At 46.7% G+C, this 17,134-nt stretch carries 17 protein-coding genes; all 17 read right to left on the bottom strand.

Annotated elements, in window-relative coordinates:
• Positions 1-52 precede the first annotated feature (52 nt).
• Complete coding sequence (locus FLM53_RS12270) at positions 53-1,189, bottom strand: chemotaxis protein CheW (protein WP_176681797.1); 1,137 nt, start codon at positions 1,187-1,189, stop codon at positions 53-55.
• Positions 1,176-1,958, bottom strand: coding sequence for a ParA family protein (locus FLM53_RS12265; RefSeq protein WP_176681798.1), 783 nt, complete (start codon positions 1,956-1,958; stop codon positions 1,176-1,178). Before FLM53_RS12265 ends, FLM53_RS12270 begins: the two co-directional genes overlap by 14 nt.
• A 10-nt stretch (positions 1,959-1,968) precedes the next feature.
• Positions 1,969-3,099 carry a chemotaxis response regulator protein-glutamate methylesterase gene (locus FLM53_RS12260; RefSeq protein ID WP_176681799.1) on the bottom strand — a complete coding sequence of 377 codons (1,131 nt, stop codon included), beginning with the start codon at positions 3,097-3,099 and terminating at the stop codon, positions 1,969-1,971.
• A 13-nt stretch (positions 3,100-3,112) separates the two neighbouring features.
• The gene (locus FLM53_RS12255; protein WP_176681800.1) at positions 3,113-5,293 is read right to left on the bottom strand and encodes a chemotaxis protein CheA; all 2,181 of its coding nucleotides are present in this window, start codon (positions 5,291-5,293) and stop codon (positions 3,113-3,115) included.
• Positions 5,294-5,302: 9 nt separating this feature from the next.
• Positions 5,303-6,034 carry a protein phosphatase CheZ gene (locus FLM53_RS12250; RefSeq protein WP_176681801.1) on the bottom strand — a complete coding sequence of 244 codons (732 nt, stop codon included), beginning with the start codon at positions 6,032-6,034 and terminating at the stop codon, positions 5,303-5,305.
• Between the two features lie 113 nt (positions 6,035-6,147).
• Positions 6,148-6,516 (bottom strand): chemotaxis response regulator CheY, encoded by a 369-nt coding sequence (cheY, locus tag FLM53_RS12245; protein WP_008218307.1) that lies wholly within the window; start codon positions 6,514-6,516, stop codon positions 6,148-6,150.
• Positions 6,517-6,558: 42 nt separating this feature from the next.
• Positions 6,559-7,293, bottom strand: coding sequence for an RNA polymerase sigma factor FliA (locus FLM53_RS12240; protein ID WP_017631763.1), 735 nt, complete (start codon positions 7,291-7,293; stop codon positions 6,559-6,561).
• Positions 7,286-8,173, bottom strand: a complete 888-nt coding sequence (locus tag FLM53_RS12235; RefSeq protein WP_017631764.1) for a MinD/ParA family protein — start codon at positions 8,171-8,173, stop codon at positions 7,286-7,288. The genes FLM53_RS12240 and FLM53_RS12235 overlap by 8 nt, the downstream gene beginning before the upstream one ends.
• Before the next feature lie 13 nt (positions 8,174-8,186).
• Entirely contained in the window at positions 8,187-9,698 is a 1,512-nt protein-coding gene (gene flhF / locus FLM53_RS12230) for a flagellar biosynthesis protein FlhF (RefSeq protein ID WP_176681802.1), read from the bottom strand.
• Positions 9,699-9,725: 27 nt separating this feature from the next.
• Positions 9,726-11,825, bottom strand: coding sequence for a flagellar biosynthesis protein FlhA (gene flhA / locus FLM53_RS12225; RefSeq protein ID WP_176681803.1), 2,100 nt, complete (start codon positions 11,823-11,825; stop codon positions 9,726-9,728).
• A 256-nt stretch (positions 11,826-12,081) separates the two neighbouring features.
• Positions 12,082-13,212, bottom strand: coding sequence for a flagellar biosynthesis protein FlhB (gene flhB / locus FLM53_RS12220; protein ID WP_017631767.1), 1,131 nt, complete (start codon positions 13,210-13,212; stop codon positions 12,082-12,084).
• Between the two features lie 9 nt (positions 13,213-13,221).
• Positions 13,222-14,004 (bottom strand): flagellar biosynthetic protein FliR, encoded by a 783-nt coding sequence (gene fliR, locus FLM53_RS12215; protein ID WP_176681804.1) that lies wholly within the window; start codon positions 14,002-14,004, stop codon positions 13,222-13,224.
• Between the two features lie 6 nt (positions 14,005-14,010).
• Positions 14,011-14,280 carry a flagellar biosynthesis protein FliQ gene (gene fliQ / locus FLM53_RS12210; RefSeq protein ID WP_004739854.1) on the bottom strand — a complete coding sequence of 90 codons (270 nt, stop codon included), beginning with the start codon at positions 14,278-14,280 and terminating at the stop codon, positions 14,011-14,013.
• 12 nt (positions 14,281-14,292) lie between these two features.
• The gene (gene fliP / locus FLM53_RS12205) at positions 14,293-15,222 is read right to left on the bottom strand and encodes a flagellar type III secretion system pore protein FliP (protein WP_176681805.1); all 930 of its coding nucleotides are present in this window, start codon (positions 15,220-15,222) and stop codon (positions 14,293-14,295) included.
• Positions 15,209-15,649 (bottom strand): flagellar biosynthetic protein FliO, encoded by a 441-nt coding sequence (gene fliO, locus FLM53_RS12200; protein WP_176681806.1) that lies wholly within the window; start codon positions 15,647-15,649, stop codon positions 15,209-15,211. Before fliO ends, fliP begins: the two co-directional genes overlap by 14 nt.
• Positions 15,649-16,059 carry a flagellar motor switch protein FliN gene (gene fliN, locus FLM53_RS12195; protein WP_004739851.1) on the bottom strand — a complete coding sequence of 137 codons (411 nt, stop codon included), beginning with the start codon at positions 16,057-16,059 and terminating at the stop codon, positions 15,649-15,651. The genes fliO and fliN overlap by 1 nt, the downstream gene beginning before the upstream one ends.
• 29 nt (positions 16,060-16,088) lie before the next feature.
• Positions 16,089-17,132: a flagellar motor switch protein FliM gene (fliM, locus tag FLM53_RS12190; RefSeq protein ID WP_017631770.1), complete on the bottom strand. Its 1,044-nt coding sequence runs from the start codon at positions 17,130-17,132 to the stop codon at positions 16,089-16,091.
• Positions 17,133-17,134 lie beyond the last annotated feature (2 nt).

Below are 17,134 nucleotides of genomic sequence, written 5' to 3'. Positions count from 1 at the left end.
CGTTACCGACCACTATTATTAACTTGATGCTTTTGTTGTACCAATCGTAGTACTAGCTCAATGCTTTTACATCTAGCCCTGCGTTTAGCATGGCGATTAATGCTTCGACATGGATCAAAGCACACATTTTTTCTTTTACCATACCAGCGAGCCAAGGGCGTTTTCCCGCCGTTTCTCGCCAGCGTACTTTATCAGTATTCAGTAACTCGGTGCCTTTGAGCTCAGTGCCCGCAAGGCCCCATAAGCTTTCTCCAAGCATCACTATATATTGATAGTTTTCTTTGTATTCGTCACCTGATAGTTTCTCAGACATCACCCATTTTGCGGTATCGACCACATCTAGCTGACTATCACGGTTGGTTTGCAACCCCAAATACCAAGTCGGTTTACCAATAATGTGATTGACCTCTTCTAAGCGATGGATACCGCCGAGTTCATCAAGCGGCACTGCGAAGGTCACACCATTCACATCAAAATACAGTACTTGAAAGTCTTCTGTTCGAGTTTGGCTTTCCCAAGAAGTAAATTGGTCTGCGCCTCCAGCTTGAGTTTCAAGCTCAACAACTGGCTCGACGGAAGGTGCTTCAAGCTCAGGTTCTATCACCTCGGCTTGTTCAGTTTTTACTAACTCAGATTGAGCGACGAACTCAACTTCAATTTGTTGCTCTTCAATTGACGGTGACTCGACCAAAGGCTCCACAGCAATTGATAAATCGGTTTCTGGAAGATTCCAATCTTGAATTTCTGGTTCTTCAAACACTTGAACAGATTCAACCGCAGCATCGAACATTTGCATGTCTGTTTGCTGAGCGATTTTCTGAGTGTTCTGATCCATTAACTCATCAAGATTCAGTTCATCAACCACATTGGTTGCTTCTAAGCGACTCAGTAGCTTTTGAACATCCTCAAGATTAGGCACTTCAAACTCAGCTGCGCGAATTTCCGCGTAGCTTGAATGATGACTCGCTAATTGACGCTCTGGCTCTGGCTCTGGCTCTGGCTCTGGCTCTGGCTCTGGCTCTGGCTCTGGCTCTGGCTCTTCAGATTGTGCTTCGTCGTTAGACTCGTCAACAAAAAAATCGTCCGAATCGAAGCTTTCATCGCCTAACAGCGCGGTAAAATAGTCATCCAGTGCTTGTTCACTCGATAGACTTGGTCGCGCTATTGTTGATTCTTTATTCGCGCTCATTTATCGCCAACCTTTCGAGATAAATAAGCAGTTGTTTGTAAGCAAATACACCACGACTACCCGATGCAAAATGAGAGGCTGGCAAGCGCTTTAGGCTTGCATCTCTAAACTTGGTATCAATCGGCACAGCAGACGTCCAAACTTGGTTCGGATAATCCTCTTTGAGCTGTGTTAATGTTTGCAGTGAAGCCTTGGTTCGCTTGTCGTACATCGTCGGGACAATCGTCACCTTAAACGGTGTTTTACGAGACTTCTGCATAATGGTTAGAGTGCGAATCATGCGCTCCAAACCTTTCATTGCCAGAAACTCAGTCTGTACCGGAATCAAAATACGATCACTCGCCGCCAATGCGTTCACCATCATCACACCAAGAATTGGCGGACAGTCGATCAGCACGTAGTCGTAATCACCTTTCAAAGCCGCTAATGCACGCTTCAAGATTAACCCCATGCCGCTTCGATTACCCATCACACGGTCAAGTGTTGCCAATGACATGTGTGCAGGAATGATATCGATGCCTTCAACGTCGGTTTGCAACGTCAGTGGTCTTACCGTCTGCGCAGAAAACTCACGAAGCTGAAACAAGTCAAACAAGCTCGACTCCACCGTATCTGAGTCGTAACCCAGATAGGTGGTCAGTGATGCATGTGGGTCAGTATCAACCAACAGAACACGGTGTCCTTTTAAGGCAAGCAAGCCTGCCAAGGTCACTGTCGTGGTTGTTTTACCAACACCACCTTTTTGGTTTGCAACACTCCAAACAATCATCTCGTTTTACCTAAGCTAACCCAACTTCAACCAAGATCCTTTCCGCGATGCGGTCTAGAGGTAGGTCTTCAGTAGAAATGCCAGCTTTTGCTACAGCTTGAGGCATACCATATACAACACAGCTATCTTCGTCTTGTGCCCAAATTGTCGAGCCCGCCGTTTTCAACATACGCGAACCTTCTCGACCATCTGCGCCCATACCGGTCAGGATCATAGACAAAACTTTGTCACCGTAGATCTTCGCAGCAGAGCCGAAAGTCACATCCACACATGGTTTGTAATTCATGCGGTCGCCGCCATCGATAATTCTTAAGCGAGCAGAACCAGGGCGACCATCAACCATCATCTGTTTGCCACCCGGCGCAAGATAAGCCACACCAGGTTTCAACACGTCACCATCTTGAGCTTCACGCACTTCAATCTTACACAAGGTATTCAATCGGCTCGCAAAAGCAGCAGTGAAAGTTGCTGGCATATGCTGAACTAACACAATCGGATGTGGGTAGTTGGCAGGGATGCGGGTCAAAATCTTCTGCAGTGCAACCGGACCGCCAGTCGACGTACCAATTGCCGTTAGCTGATACTTCTTACCCGAAGCTCTAAACTTGGCTGCTGATGCAACTGCAGGCTTCGCAGATAAAGTAGCAGCCGAAGTCGCTGCTGACATCGGTTGGCGTAATGGCGCTGATGTTGAAGTCGTTGCAGTAGCTCGCGGTGCAACAGGTGTGCGACGCATGAATGCACGCTTAGCGGCAATCTGAATCACACGCTGTTGAAGCAGTGCGACTGCGTCGTCACGGTTACGAGCGATGTCTTCAAACTTCTTAGGTAAGAAATCCAAAGCACCGGCATCTAACGCATCTAACGTTGCTTTCGCGCCGTCATGCGTTAACGATGAAAACATCAAAATAGGCGTTGGAGACGCAGCCATAATTTCACGAACGGCTGTGATGCCGTCCATAACAGGCATTTCGATGTCCATTGTAATCACGTCTGGTCTTAGCTTCTTTGTTTTCTCGACCGCTTCTTTGCCGTTTACTGCTACATCGATGACTTCTAGGCGAGCCTCTGAGTTGATGATCTCGCTAACGCGACGACGAAAAAAGCTCGAATCATCAACGACTAATACTTTAATCGCCATATTTATCCTTAAATTAAATTCTTGACGCAGCTGCGTACTGCTTCAACAAGTCCGGCACATCTAGAATCAATGCAATGTGTCCGTCACTTGTGATTGTCGCGCCTGCCATTCCTGGCGTGCCTTGCAGTAGTTTATCAAGTGGCTTGATGACTACTTCTTCTTGACCGATAAGCGTATCAACAACAAAACCAACACGTTGGCTGCCCAGTTGTACGATAACAACATGGCCGTGTCCTTTGCGTAGTTCAACAATACCCGCTTTAGGCGCAAGCCAGTTTTGCAAGTAGAACAACGGAATAGACTTATCACGAACGATGATCGTCAGTTGACCATCAACCACGTTAGTGCGGCTTAAATCTAGGTGGAAGATCTCGTTTACAGATGCCAATGGCAATGCGAATGGGTGACCAGCAACACCGACCATCAAGGTAGGTAGAATTGCTAGCGTCAGTGGAACCTTGATCGTGATCTTGGTGCCCTGTCCCATCTCTGAATCGATATCAATTGAGCCATTCAGTGTGTTGATCGCTGTTTTCACAACGTCCATACCTACACCACGACCAGAGATATCAGAGATCTGCTCTTTGCTTGAGAAGCCAGGAGCAAAGATTAGGTTGAAACACTCTTTGTTTGATAAGCGAGATGCAGCGTCTTCGTCCATCAGACCACGTTTAACCGCGATAGCGCGAAGCTTATCTGGGTCCATACCGCCACCGTCATCAACGATAGCCAGTTCAATGTGGTCGCCTTCTTGAGAGGCAGACAGAATTACTTTACCCGTTCTCGATTTACCTGCGGCAACACGATCTTCCGGCATTTCAATACCATGGTCGACAGAGTTTCTCACCAAGTGAATCAGGGGATCAGCAAGTGCTTCAACTAAGTTTTTATCAAGATCCGTCTCTTCGCCGCGCATCTCAAGAACAATGTCTTTCTTCAAGCTACGAGCAAGGTCACGGACAACTCGTGGGAAGCGACCAAATACTTTCTTGATCGGCTGCATACGAGTCTTCATTACCGCACCTTGTAAGTCTGCAGTAACAACATCTAAGTTAGAAACAGCTTTCGACATTTCTTCGTCGTTGCTGTTTAAGCCAAGGCTGACAAGTCGGTTACGAACCAATACCAATTCACCCACCATGTTCATGATGGTATCGAGTGTTGATGTATCGACACGAACGGTTGCTTCAGCTTGTTGCTTCTTCGCTGGCGCTTTCACTTCAGCTTTTGCTGGAGCGCTCGGCTTCGGTTCAGCTTTAACCGCAACTGGAGCAGCAGGCTTAGGCGCAGCTTGTGGTGCAACTGGCGCTGGCTTAACTTCTGCTGGCTTAGTCGCTGCATCAAGCTCTTCAATTGAAGGCCCGTTACCTGAACCATGCAGTTGGTCTAGTAACTTCTCGAACTCTTCGTCCGTCATCAGATCATCGCCTTCAGACATCGCCGAAACAGGTGCTGCAGGAGGTGCTGGCGGTGGTGGAGGCGTTGAACTTGCCGCTGTCGGGCTCTTACCCGCACCGTGCAATTCATCTAATAACTTTTCAAATTCGTCGTCAGTAATATCACCGCTGTCTGCGACAGGCTGAGGTGCAGCTGGAGCCGGCGGCGGTGTTGGTGCAGAAGCCGATGTTGGTGAACCACCTTTACCATGAAGCTCATCAAGTAGGCGTTCAAACTCGTCTTCAGAGATATCATCAACAGAAGACGCGCTGATGCTTGCGCTTTCAACAACAGGCTCAGGCGCTGCAACAATAGGTTCAGGGATTACAGGTGCTGGTGCTTCTACTGGTGCAACTTCATCAGCAGACTCTGGTTTGCAGAGACGATGAAGCTCATCCAATAGAGATTGGTCAGCTGGTACTAGAGGTTCCTGATCTTGCACGGCTCGAAACTGTACATTAACTGTATCTAGAGCCTGTAGCATGGTATCCATCAAACCTGATGTTACGCTGCGTTGGCCGTTTCTTAGAATGTCGAACACATTCTCAGCACCATGACAAGTATCCACCAGCTCAGTCAATGCTAGGAAACCAGCACCACCTTTAACTGTATGGAAACCACGGAAAATAGCATTTAATAGGTCTTTGTCGTCAGGGTTATTCTCAAGCTCTACCAGTTGCTCTGATAGGAGTTCAAGGATCTCTCCTGCTTCGACTAAAAAGTCCTGAAGAATATCTTCGTCTAAATCGTAGCTCATACGTTACCTTTAAAATCCAAGACTGGATAACAAATCGTCGACTTCATCTTGAGATGCAACAGCGTCTTCGCGCGCTTCTGGGTTCATGATTGGACCCTCAGGAGCAATAGATGCTTTCTTCTCTTTTTCAGGCGTTGGTTCGATTTGATTCGCTCCGAATACGGTGAGAATCTCTACCAAACGTCCTTCAACCTCATTTACCAAGGTAATAACTTTGCTAATTATCTGCCCAGTTAAATCTTGGAAATCCTGAGCCATCAAGATTTCAGTCAGTTGTCCGCGTAGTTCAGTACTATCGCCTTCTACTTGGACAAGTAATCCATCAATGCGGTGACATAAAGCTTTAAATTGTGCCAGCTCAATGCGGCCATGCATCAGTTCATTCCATTGAGGCCTTACTTGAAGTAAACACTCGTGTAGGTTGTCTGCAATTGGCATACAGCGATCGACAGCGTCCATCGTTTTATTCGCCGCAACTTCCGTTTTATCAATGACATACTGAAGGCGATCCCTAGCGTCAGGGATTTCATCATTTGCGATTACGCTAATGCGCTCGTCAAAGTTGAATTGTGTCAAAGAGTCATGGAGGTCGCGAGTCAGACTACCTATTTCTTGAAGCATTGGATTGTCTTGAAGACTAAAAGTATCTTCATAAATGCTTCTAACAAGAGAATCAGCACCTTGCTGCTCATCGTTCTCAAGCAGCTCTACTAATTTTTTTGCTTGTTCTAATGAAATCATCCTGAGTTCGGCCTTACTCCGCATATTTTGTGACGCTTCAGCTATAGAGATAAACGGGAAACTAAAAAGTTAATGTCCCTCTAGAAGCGCCTAAAACAGGTTATTATGAGTGCTTATAAGCGCTCAAAAATCTTATCTAGTTTCTCTTTCAGAGTTGCGGCAGTGAAAGGCTTCACAATGTAACCATTAACACCCGCTTGCGCTGCTTCGATGATCTGCTCACGTTTCGCTTCAGCTGTGATCATAAGCACTGGAAGGTGCTTAAGTTCTGCGTCTGCGCGAATGTGTTTAAGCAGGTCAATACCTTGCATGCCCGGCATGTTCCAGTCAGTTACCACGAAATCAAATTCGCCTTTTTTCAGCATAGGTAACGCGGTCAAGCCATCATCTGCTTCTTGAGTGTTGTTGAAACCTAAGTCGCGAAGTAGGTTTTTAACAATTCGGCGCATCGTTGAAAAATCATCAACAATGAGAATTTTCATGTTTTTGTTCAAATTAGCCTCCACTGAATAAAATCAGTGTTGTTAGTCGTTCTGTGTCCAAGCACTTAACTTAGTGCGTAAACGCTGCATAGATTGGCTCAGTATTTGGCTGACACGAGATTCGCTGACACCTAATACTTCCCCAATCTCTTTTAAATTGAGTTCTTCGTCGTAATAAAGCGAAAGCACAAGGCCTTCCCTTTCCGGAAGCTGTTTTATCGAATCGATCAAAGCTTGGCGGAATGACTCATCAGCAACCCCTTGAAAAGGCGCGTTATCTTGAGAGTCTTCGTTCGGAGATATTACATCATCTGAAACGCCTAAATCTTCGATCCCAACCAGTCTTGAGCAATTAATGTCGGTTAAAGCACTGTGGTACTGCTCTAAACTGAGTCCCATGTGCTTTGCCACTTCGGCATCGCTTGGGTCGCGGTTGAGTGTGCCCTCTAATTCCGCGATTGCACTACTGATTTCTCGATTGTTTTTATGAACCGATCTCGGCACCCAATCTCCTCGGCGAATGTCATCTAACATTGCTCCGCGAATTCGAATACCAGCATACGTCTCAAAGCTTGCGCCTTTGGTACCATCATAGTTTTGTTGCGCTTCAATCAAGCCGATCATGCCAGCTTGAATCAAGTCATCAACCAATACATTAGGCGGTAATCGCCCCAACAAGTGATGAGCGATACGTTTAACCAACACAGAGTACTTCTCAAAAAAAGCCTGTTGGCTATTGTGATTAGCGTGTTGGTCGTAAGTAAGCGCTTTATTCACCAAATGGTTCCTCTACAAATTCAGTACGGTTCAGCAGCCTTTCAACAAAGAACTCCAAGTGTCCGCTTGGTGTTTTTGGTATTGGCCAGGTCAATGCTTTGTTAGCCAAAGAGCTGATTGCCAATGCAGCTGGAGAGCGAGGGAACGCATCGACTACGATCTTCTGTCTCTTGACTGATTGACGTACTTTATCATCTAAAGGAATACATGCTACGAGTTCGAGGCTCACATTCAAGAAGCGCTCTGTGACCAAAGTCAACTTTGCAAATAATTCTCGGCCTTCGCGGTAGCTTCTGACCATATTTGCAACAACTTTGAATCGCTGAACCTGATGTTCTCTGCTCAAAAGCTTAATCAGTGCATATGCATCAGTGATTGAGGTTGGTTCATCACAAACCACAACCACCACGTCTTGCGCTGCTCTTGAGAAGCTAATCACCATGTCCGAGATACCCGCAGCGGTATCAACTAACAAGATGTCCATCTCGTCTTCAAGCGAACCAAATGCTCGAATCAAACCCGCATGCTGTGCATGTGAAAGCTCAGTCATGCTCTGTGTACCCGATGTCGCTGGAATAATTTTAATTCCGTGCGGACCTTCGACAATCGCATCCTTAAGTTCACATTCACCTGCCAACACATGACCAAGGTTTCGTTTAGAACGAATTCCCAGCATGATGTCGACGTTCGCAAGGCCTAAATCGGCATCCAGTACCATGACTTTTTTACCTTGGCGCGCCATACAAATAGCCATACCTAAGGTCACGTTAGATTTACCAACGCCGCCCTTACCACCCGTTACAGCAATAACTTTTGTGAGTGAAGGCTTGGTTAAGCGACGGAGGCCGCTAGCTTGATCATGTATCATATTTTCGTTCATATTTATCCGCCGCCTAGAGCCCTTCAGAATCGCTGTTCCAGTAATGAGGTTCATTCTCTGTAGATTTTTCTAATAGCTCATTGGCCTTAGCAATCATGTACTTTGGCTGAGCTATAACGATATCTTCAGGAACTCGTTGACCATTTGCTATGTAAGCAACTGGTAATGCATTTTGTATTACGACACTGATGAATTCACCTAGACTTAGGGATTCATCCAGCTTAGTCATGATGCACCCCGACAACGGGATTCTTCTAAAGTGTTCAATTGTTTCTTGTAGCACTTTGCGCTGCGCGGTTGCTGGCAACACAAGGTAACTATTAATAACGGAACCACTCTCTTGCATCAGTGTGTCTAACTGCTCAGATAGGCGAACATCTCGTTGTCCCATGCCTGCAGTATCGACCAGAATTAGGCGACGATTACGTAACTGATATATTACATCGGCCAATTCACTAGAATCTTTAGCAACTCTTACAGGACAACCCATAATTCGACCATAAATCGATAACTGCTCATGTGCACCTATGCGATATGTGTCTGTTGTCACTAGTGCCACATTGTCGGCGCCATATTCCATGGCAGCACGTGCAGCGAGCTTTGCAACCGTCGTTGTTTTACCTACGCCGGTCGGGCCAAGCAGAGCCACAATACCGCCGCGTTTTAAAATATCTTTCTGTGTAACAGAGATTTGGTCAGCAACCAGAGCTAATAACGCCTTCCAAGCTCGGGCTGGTTTGGTATCTTCCGGAATGTAGCAAGCCATTTGATCCGCAAGCTCAGCCGAAACACCCATACGTTCAAGGCGTTTGATAAGCATGGCTCTGAGGGGTTCACGACGCTCAACTTCTTGCCACATTAATCCAGATACTTGATGTTCTAAAAGACGACGAATCGAGGTCATCTCTTCGCGCATCGTTTCCATTTCAGTATCTGAACCTTTGGACTGACTATTCTCACGACCACGATCATAGCGAGTAGGATCCAGACGAGGAGCTGGGCGCTCGACTCGACGGTCTTCAGCAATCAGTTTGGATAAACCCGTTTCGCGAGCAAATGCAGAATCGAGGTTACCGCTCGATTGCTGATTATTTTGCGACAAATGACTGTTGCCTGATTGGCGATTCAGTAGGGCTGACAACGAATCTTCGTTTTCAGCACGATGTTGTGGCTCGTCGTCTGCACCATGACTGTACTGCTTAAGCATGTTGGCAAAGCGTTTAGTCATTGAGCGACCACCTTCAGCATTCGACTGAAGGCTAACCTTGTCATCGTCTAGTTGACGACGTCCAGATGGTGCTGCAGGAGCGGCCATCTGCGTATATTGGCTTGGTGCAGGCTGCTGAGGTTTATTGAGTCTCTGAGGCGCTGTCGATGGGCTGGATTCGCCATCAATAGCGGCAACAATTTCCACGCCACCTGCGACCTTTTTGTTAGACATGATCACCGCTTCCGAACCAAGTTCTTCTTTAACTTGGAGCAGCGCAGTTCGCATATCTTTTGCAAAAAATCGTTTAATTTTCAATTCGATCGTCCGTTCTAATTAGGCGGCTTAATTACCAACAGCTTGTACTATGCGTATCTGCTTTTCGTCCGGTATCTCTTGGTAAGATAATACTCTCAAGCTTGGGATCGTGTTTTTCACGAACTTAGCCAGAGTAGAACGCAACACACCAGAGGTCAGTAACACCGCTGGCTCACCTTTCAGCTCTTGCTCTTGTGTGGCATGGCTGAGGGAGGTCTGTAAACGTTCGGCTAAACCAGGTTCAATACCAGCAGATTCTCCGCCGGATGCCTGCATGGTTTGATGCAAGATTTGTTCCAGCTCAGGAATCAAGGTTATAACAGGCAATTCTGGCTCTATACCATTGATTTCCTGAACAATTAGTCGTTTCAATGAGATACGAACAGCCGCTGTTAGTATGTCAGGTTCTTGACTCTTACCTGAATACTCCGACAAAGTTTGGACTATTGTTCGAATATCACGAATTGGAATAGCTTCATTGAGTAGGTTCTGCAGAACTTTCACAACCACACCCAGTGGTAACTGATCCGGTACAAAGCCTTCCACCAATTTAGGTGTTGAACGGCTAAGCATCTCAAGCAGGTTCTGAACTTCTTCGTGACCAATCAACTGCGATGCGTTGTTGGTGAGCAATTGACTTAAGTGTGTTGCTAACACGGTCGATGAATCTACAACTGTGTAGCCGAGGGCTTGTGCGTGTTCACGTTGCTCTTCACGAATCCATACCGCTTCTAACCCAAATGCTGGGTCGATCGTCGGCTCGCCATCGATCATTCCATATACTTGGCCCGGGTTAATCGCGAGCTCCATATCTGGCTTAATCTCAGCCTCACCTACCGCAACCCCCATCAAGGTGATTCGATAGCTATTTGGCGTCAGCTCTAGGTTATCTCGGATATGTACCGCAGGAATCAAGAAGCCAAAGTCTTGAGACAGCTTCTTACGTACGCCTTTAACGCGTTCTAGTAGTTCACCGCCTTGGTCTCTGTCTACCAGTGGAATCAAGCGGTAACCTACTTCTAGGCCAATGATATCAACGGGCTGAACATCATCCCAAGAAAGCTCTTTCTGCGAGCCAGTTTCTCCGCTGGCTTCAACTGCCGCGGGAAGATTTGGCTCCAGAGCCTTCTTCTTATGTTTCTTATCGATGTAATACGCACCCGCGCCCGCGACAATAGCCAGGCTCAAGAATGAGAAGTGCGGCATGCCAGGAACAATACCCATGATGCCAAGGATAGCGGCAGTGATCATCAGGGCTTTTGGGTTGTCGAACATTTGGAAGACAAGCTGCTGCCCCATGTCTTCATCGGTATTTTGACGCGTTACCATCATCGCGGCAGCGATAGAAAGTAATAGCGATGGAATTTGTGCAACCAGACCATCACCGATAGTCAGTAGCGTATAGATTTCGATTGCTTCGCCAAAACCAAGGTCAAACTGAGCCATACCAATGCTCAAGCCACCAATGATGTTGATGAATAAGATAAGGATACCAGCGATCGCATCACCTTTTACAAACTTAGAAGCACCGTCCATTGAACCGTAGAAATCAGCTTCTTTGGTTACTTCAAAACGTCGCAGACGTGCTTGATCTTGGTCGATCAACCCCGCGTTCAAATCGGCATCGATTGCCATCTGTTTACCCGGTAACGCATCCAAGGTGAAACGCGCACTTACTTCCGAGATACGGCCTGCACCTTTGGTTACAACCATGAAGTTAATGATCATCAGAATCAAGAACACCACTAAACCGACCGCGTAGTTACCACCGATAACCACGTTACCGAAGGCTTCAATTACGTTACCAGCCGCATCGCCACCTTCGTGACCATGCAGTAGAACCACACGTGTCGAAGCAACGTTCAACGCTAATCGAAGTAGTGTCGCAATCAGAAGGACTGTCGGGAAAGCGGCGAAATCCAAAGGTCTGCGGGTATAAACCGAAACCAGTAACACAACCATAGACAGCGCAATGTTGAAGGTGAAGAACATATCCAGCAAGAACGCAGGAATGGGCAACACCACCATAGCAAGCGTTGCAAGTACCATAACAGGTGCACCAATCGCAGGCATGGCACGGTTAGGGATTTTCGGTAGCTTGTCCGCAAAAGGCAGGGTGAATTTCATAAATCTAGACAGGTTCGCTATGTTGTAGCTATCTCACCAAGCGTATTGAAGCTCAGGTCTAAGCTATGTTGCTATGTTTAATAATACACAGGTTGATAATACACGGGATTATCATGAACCAGTTATTATGTTCGGAATTGATATAGCAAACACTGTACCAACATCTTACGTCAAATTATCGCCATCGCCTCTTAGAAAAGAGCAATAACTATTCCCCTATTATCAGGGTTCATCACGCTGAGCTCAAGCAATTGATCTAATGACGTAAATCAGGTGGGATCGGCATATTAGAATCTTGCAGTTTTGGTCTCTCTCCCCCGCGTTTTCGATACTGTTTCAGTTGAAAAACATAAGCGAGTACTTGGGCTACTGCAGTAAACAGACCGTCAGGAATTTGTTGTTCGAGCTCTGTTGTGTGATAAAGCGCCCTCGCCAATGGCGGTGCTGGAACAATATAGATGTCATTTTCACGGGCAATTTCACGAATCTTCATCGCCATGTGGTCCACACCTTTGGCGACCACAATTGGCGCCTTATCTTGGTTCTGCTTATAGCGTAAAGCCACCGAGAAGTGCTCCGGGTTAGTGACGATCACGTCCGCTTGAGGTACATCAGCCATCATTCGACGCTGAGCCGCTTCCCTTTGCAACATACGAATTCGACCTTTCACCTCAGGTTTACCTTCAGTGTCTTTAAATTCGTCTTTCACTTCTTGCTTTGTCATCTTCAACTGATCGGCGTGTTGCCAGATCTGGAATGGGATATCGATAGCCACCACAATCAGCAGAGAACAACTGATCAACAGAATGAAGTTAAGCAAGATATCCAAGGCATGGAAAATGTTCTGCGGATACACATCCATACTCAGCTGCATTAAGTCATGTTGAGAAGCTTGAATTAGATAAATCGCCATGCCTGACACAAGGGCTACTTTCAAAATAGATTTGAGCAGTTCAACCCAGCTTTGTAGGCCAAACATACGCTTGATACCACTCAGAGGATTGAGCTTAGACGCCTTGGGCATCGCAGCTTGCATCGAAAAGTTAATCCCGCCTACACCTGCAGCGCCAATAACAGCCGCAACAAACAAGGTGATGAGAATTAAGAACAGCGGAAACAACAAGTTCACCAGTGCGCCACCAGCGATTTCCAGCAGCTTATTGGTGTCAAAGATTTCGTCGCGACTTAAAGAGAACAGACGCTGCATGGCCTCGAACAAAGCCTTCGCCATTGATTCGCCAAACCACATCAATGCAATCGCACCGACAATAAGTACCGACGCTGACGCTAGCTCTTTTGACCTTGCAACCTGCCCTTTCTCTTTGGCCTGTTGCAAGCGTCTGGGCGTGGCGTCTTCTGTGCGTTCTTGACCGTCTGACTCTGCCATTTCAGTCTCCTAGCAATCTAACCGGATTAGACGACATATCTGTTGCTCGCCTTGCATCCAGAACAGCTCATAGTGACTATACAAGCCGCCAAGGATGTACCAACAAAGTAACAGACCCACGAGTAGCGCAAATGCAAAACCCAAAGAAAAGATGTTTAGCTGAGGTGCTGCACGCGTCATTACACCAAACGACAAGTTAATCGTCAGCAGCGCAATAATTCCCGACAGTGACATAGCCAATGCCGTTTTGAACATGATGCCGAGCCACAATGCGAGTTCTCTAAAATCAACAGAGGTCAGAGAACCACTGCCAATCGGTAAAGTTTTAAAACTGAATACCACTAGCTGCAACATCTTCAAGTGACCATCGGTCGCCAAGAAGAACATGGTCGCAAGTAGCATAAAGAGCTGTCCAAGTACTGGCGTGTTCTGACCGTTTGCAGGGTCGACCATAGAGGCGAAGCCCAAGCTCGATTGCATACCGAGTATCTGGCCGAGCATAACGAAGGTTTGAATCATGAACTGAGTGACAAAGCCCATCGCCACGCCAATCACGATTTGCTCAAAGACGGTTAGGAAACCTCGGAAAGAGAGCAGCTCAATCTCTTTCGGAACAGCGGGAATCGCAGGCATCACTGCGAAGGTAATCGCCAAACCTAAATACAGACGAATACGCGGCGACACAAAGCGTGCGCCGGTGACCGTCATCACCATCAGCATGGCTGAGATGCGAGTGTAGGGCCAAAAATAATTGGCTAACCACTCTAGTACAAGGCTCGTTGGGTATTCCATATCGATTTAATACAGAACTTGAGGCAAGCGTTCGATGAGTTCAAAAAAGAACTCCATCATCATCTGAGTCATCCAGTGTGCAAACAGCATCAAGGCCAATAAGGTCACGATCAAACGCGGCAGGAAACTCAATGTTTGTTCGTTGATAGAGGTCGCCGCTTGGAAGATAGCCACGACCAAACCGATCAGCAGGCTAGGAATAATAATGGCGCAGACCATGATTAATACCATCCAAAGTGCGTCTCGGAACAACTCTACGAATATTTCAGGATTCATGATTTCCCCCAGCTACAAGGCAAAACTGCCGGCGAGTGTGGAGAGTATTAAGTTCCAACCATCAACAAGAACGAACAGCATCAACTTAAACGGCAAGGATACAATCATCGGTGACAACATCATCATACCCATCGCCATCAATACCGACGCTACCACCAAGTCGATGATCAGAAACGGCAAGAACAGCATAAAGCCTATCTGGAAAGCCGTTTTCAATTCCGATGTGATAAACGCTGGGATCAGAACGGCCATCGAAACATCTTCAGGGTCGGTCACTTCCGCACCAGAGATCTCAACAAAGGTCTCTAGATCTTTAATTCGGGTCTGTTTCAGCATGAAGGACTTAATCGGGCCTTGGGCAACATCAAATGCCTGTCGCGCCGATATCTGTTCATTCAAATAGGGTTGAACCGCTTGCTCGTTAACCTGATTGATCACGGGTGACATGATGAAAAAGGTCAAGAATATCGCGATACCAATAATCACTTGGTTGGAAGGCGTTTGTTGCAAACCCATCGCCTGACGCAAGATAGACATCACCACCACAATACGGGTGAACGAGGTCATCAATATCACCATTGCAGGCAAGAAGCCGAGCATGGTCATTAACGCCAGAATTTGCAGGTTGATCGAGTAGTCTTCGCCGCCATTGGCGTTGGTTGTCATGGTGAAAGCAGGAATGCCGCCCCCATTACCCGTCAAGCTGCCAGTGGTCATGGTGGTCGATTTGGCTTGGTCTTGTTCCATCGTGCTGATGGTGACCGACTCTGAACCCGCGGTGTTGGCAGGGATTACAGTGCCGTCTTCAGCCTGTGCGAATACCGACACACTGAATACCAGGGTACAGAGAAGAGTAAGCTGAACCAGCAGCACTTTCACCGCGCGGAAAAATCCGGCTTGGCAAAAGTAAGATGAGTTCAAAAGTCCGTTATTTGTTTGCATCTTTTTTCATGAGCTGGGAAAGCTGACTTGAGAATGTACTTTTTTCCAGCATCTCCTGAGTAAGAGGTTTATCAAGCTTAGAGATCAGCTGAATAGATTGTGTGGTAATGCCCACTAAGAACTGCTCATCACCCGCTTGCACGATAGCGATGCGCTCTTTTGTGCCCACTGGGATTTGCCTAACAATAGCCAAACCTTGCTGATTGGACATCGCTGGCACTTGCATTCGTTTCAGTAGCCAAGCAATAAATAAGATGAAGGCTATAACGAAAATTAGCGACCCAAAGGTGGTCGCTAAATCAAGAGAAGGCGGCGTTGCAGCAAAAGCGATGGAAGGAGCAGTTAATAGCCCAACTCCCAAGGTTCCTCGTAACAACCCTGTCATTCCGAGAGAAGAGCCCGCTAGTCTTTGAGACAAAAGGCTCATTAACGCAGCTTCTTAATTCGTTCTGTTTGGCTAATTACGTCAGTCAAACGGATACCAAACTTGTCGTTTACTACAACCACTTCACCGTGAGCAATCAAGGTACCGTTTACCATCACATCCAGTGACTCACCGGCAATTCGATCAAGCTCAACAACCGAACCTTGGTTCAATTGAAGTAGGTTACGAATACTGATCTGAGAGCGACCCACTTCCATCGAAATGGTCACTGGGATATCCATAATGGTATCCAGCTTACGACGCTCATCTTCAGAAATCGGAGACGATGAATCGGTTAGCTCATCAAGTGGTGCCGCGAGCACATCATCAACATCAATTGACGGCGCTGAAGGGTCTTCACCAAGTGCTGCAGCCCATTCGTCTGCTAGCTTTTGATCTTCACTAGGTTCCATTACCAATTCCTATACTTTTATCTATTTTGCTATTCGTCATCATCGCTATTTTCTAGCTCAGACATTAAGTCTTTGCCTAGAAAGGCGAGATCAGTTTTGACCACATGTGGTCTTTGAATTTTTTCAGAAATCTGCACCGCGAGCTTTTCACCCGAACGACCCATTTTCACACGGTACGTCGGCAGTTCTTCAACAAACATGGTCGCGTGTTCAGGCATATTCATTGGAATCACATCACCTGGGCGCAACTCCATTAAGTCGCGCAAGGAGATGTCTTGCTCTAGAAGGTTGACACGGAAGTTAACAGGCACGTCCATGATTTCATCACGCAGTGCTGTGCTCCAACGAACGTCGGTTTCCATTTTATCTGATTGAACACCCGCATCCAGTAATTCACGGATCGGTTCTACCATTGAATAAGGCATTACAACGTGGAAGTCACCACCACCGCCATCTACCTCGATGTGGAACGAACTCACGACGATCACTTCTGTTGGGCTCACAATGTTCGCCATACTTGGGTTCACTTCAGAATCCAGGTATTCAAATTCAACCCCCATCACTGGAGACCAAGCTTCTTTGTAATCTTCAAAAACAATTTTCAGCAGCAGCTGGATAATACGTCTTTCAGTCGGCGTAAATTCACGACCTTCAATCTTGGCGTGGAAGCGACCATCACCACCAAAAAAGTTCTCTACGAGAATGAAAACAAGACGTGCTTCCATGGTGATCAGCGCCGTACCTTTTAACGGACGGAAACGCACCATGTTTAAACTTGTGGGTACATACAATGTGTTTTGGTACTCACCAAACTTCATCATCTGTACGCCGTTGATCGACACTTCAGCCGTTTTACGTAACATATTAAACAAGCTGATACGCATATGACGTGCGAAGCGCTCGTTAATAAGTTCAAGGGTCGGCATTCGACCACGGACGATTCGATCTTGAGATGAGAAGTCGAAATTGACCGCGTTGTCATTTTCGGTTTCTAAGACATCTTCAACTTCTTCAACATCATCAACGCCGTGTAACAGCGCATCAATTTCGTCTTGGCTTAATAAATCGGTCACAA

It is taken from the genome of Vibrio sp. Scap24 (assembly GCF_013394185.1).
GTDB lineage: Bacteria > Pseudomonadota > Gammaproteobacteria > Enterobacterales > Vibrionaceae > Vibrio > Vibrio pomeroyi.
The sequence above is the reverse complement of the archived record's forward strand: the minus strand, read 5'-3'. Positions and strand labels throughout refer to the sequence as shown.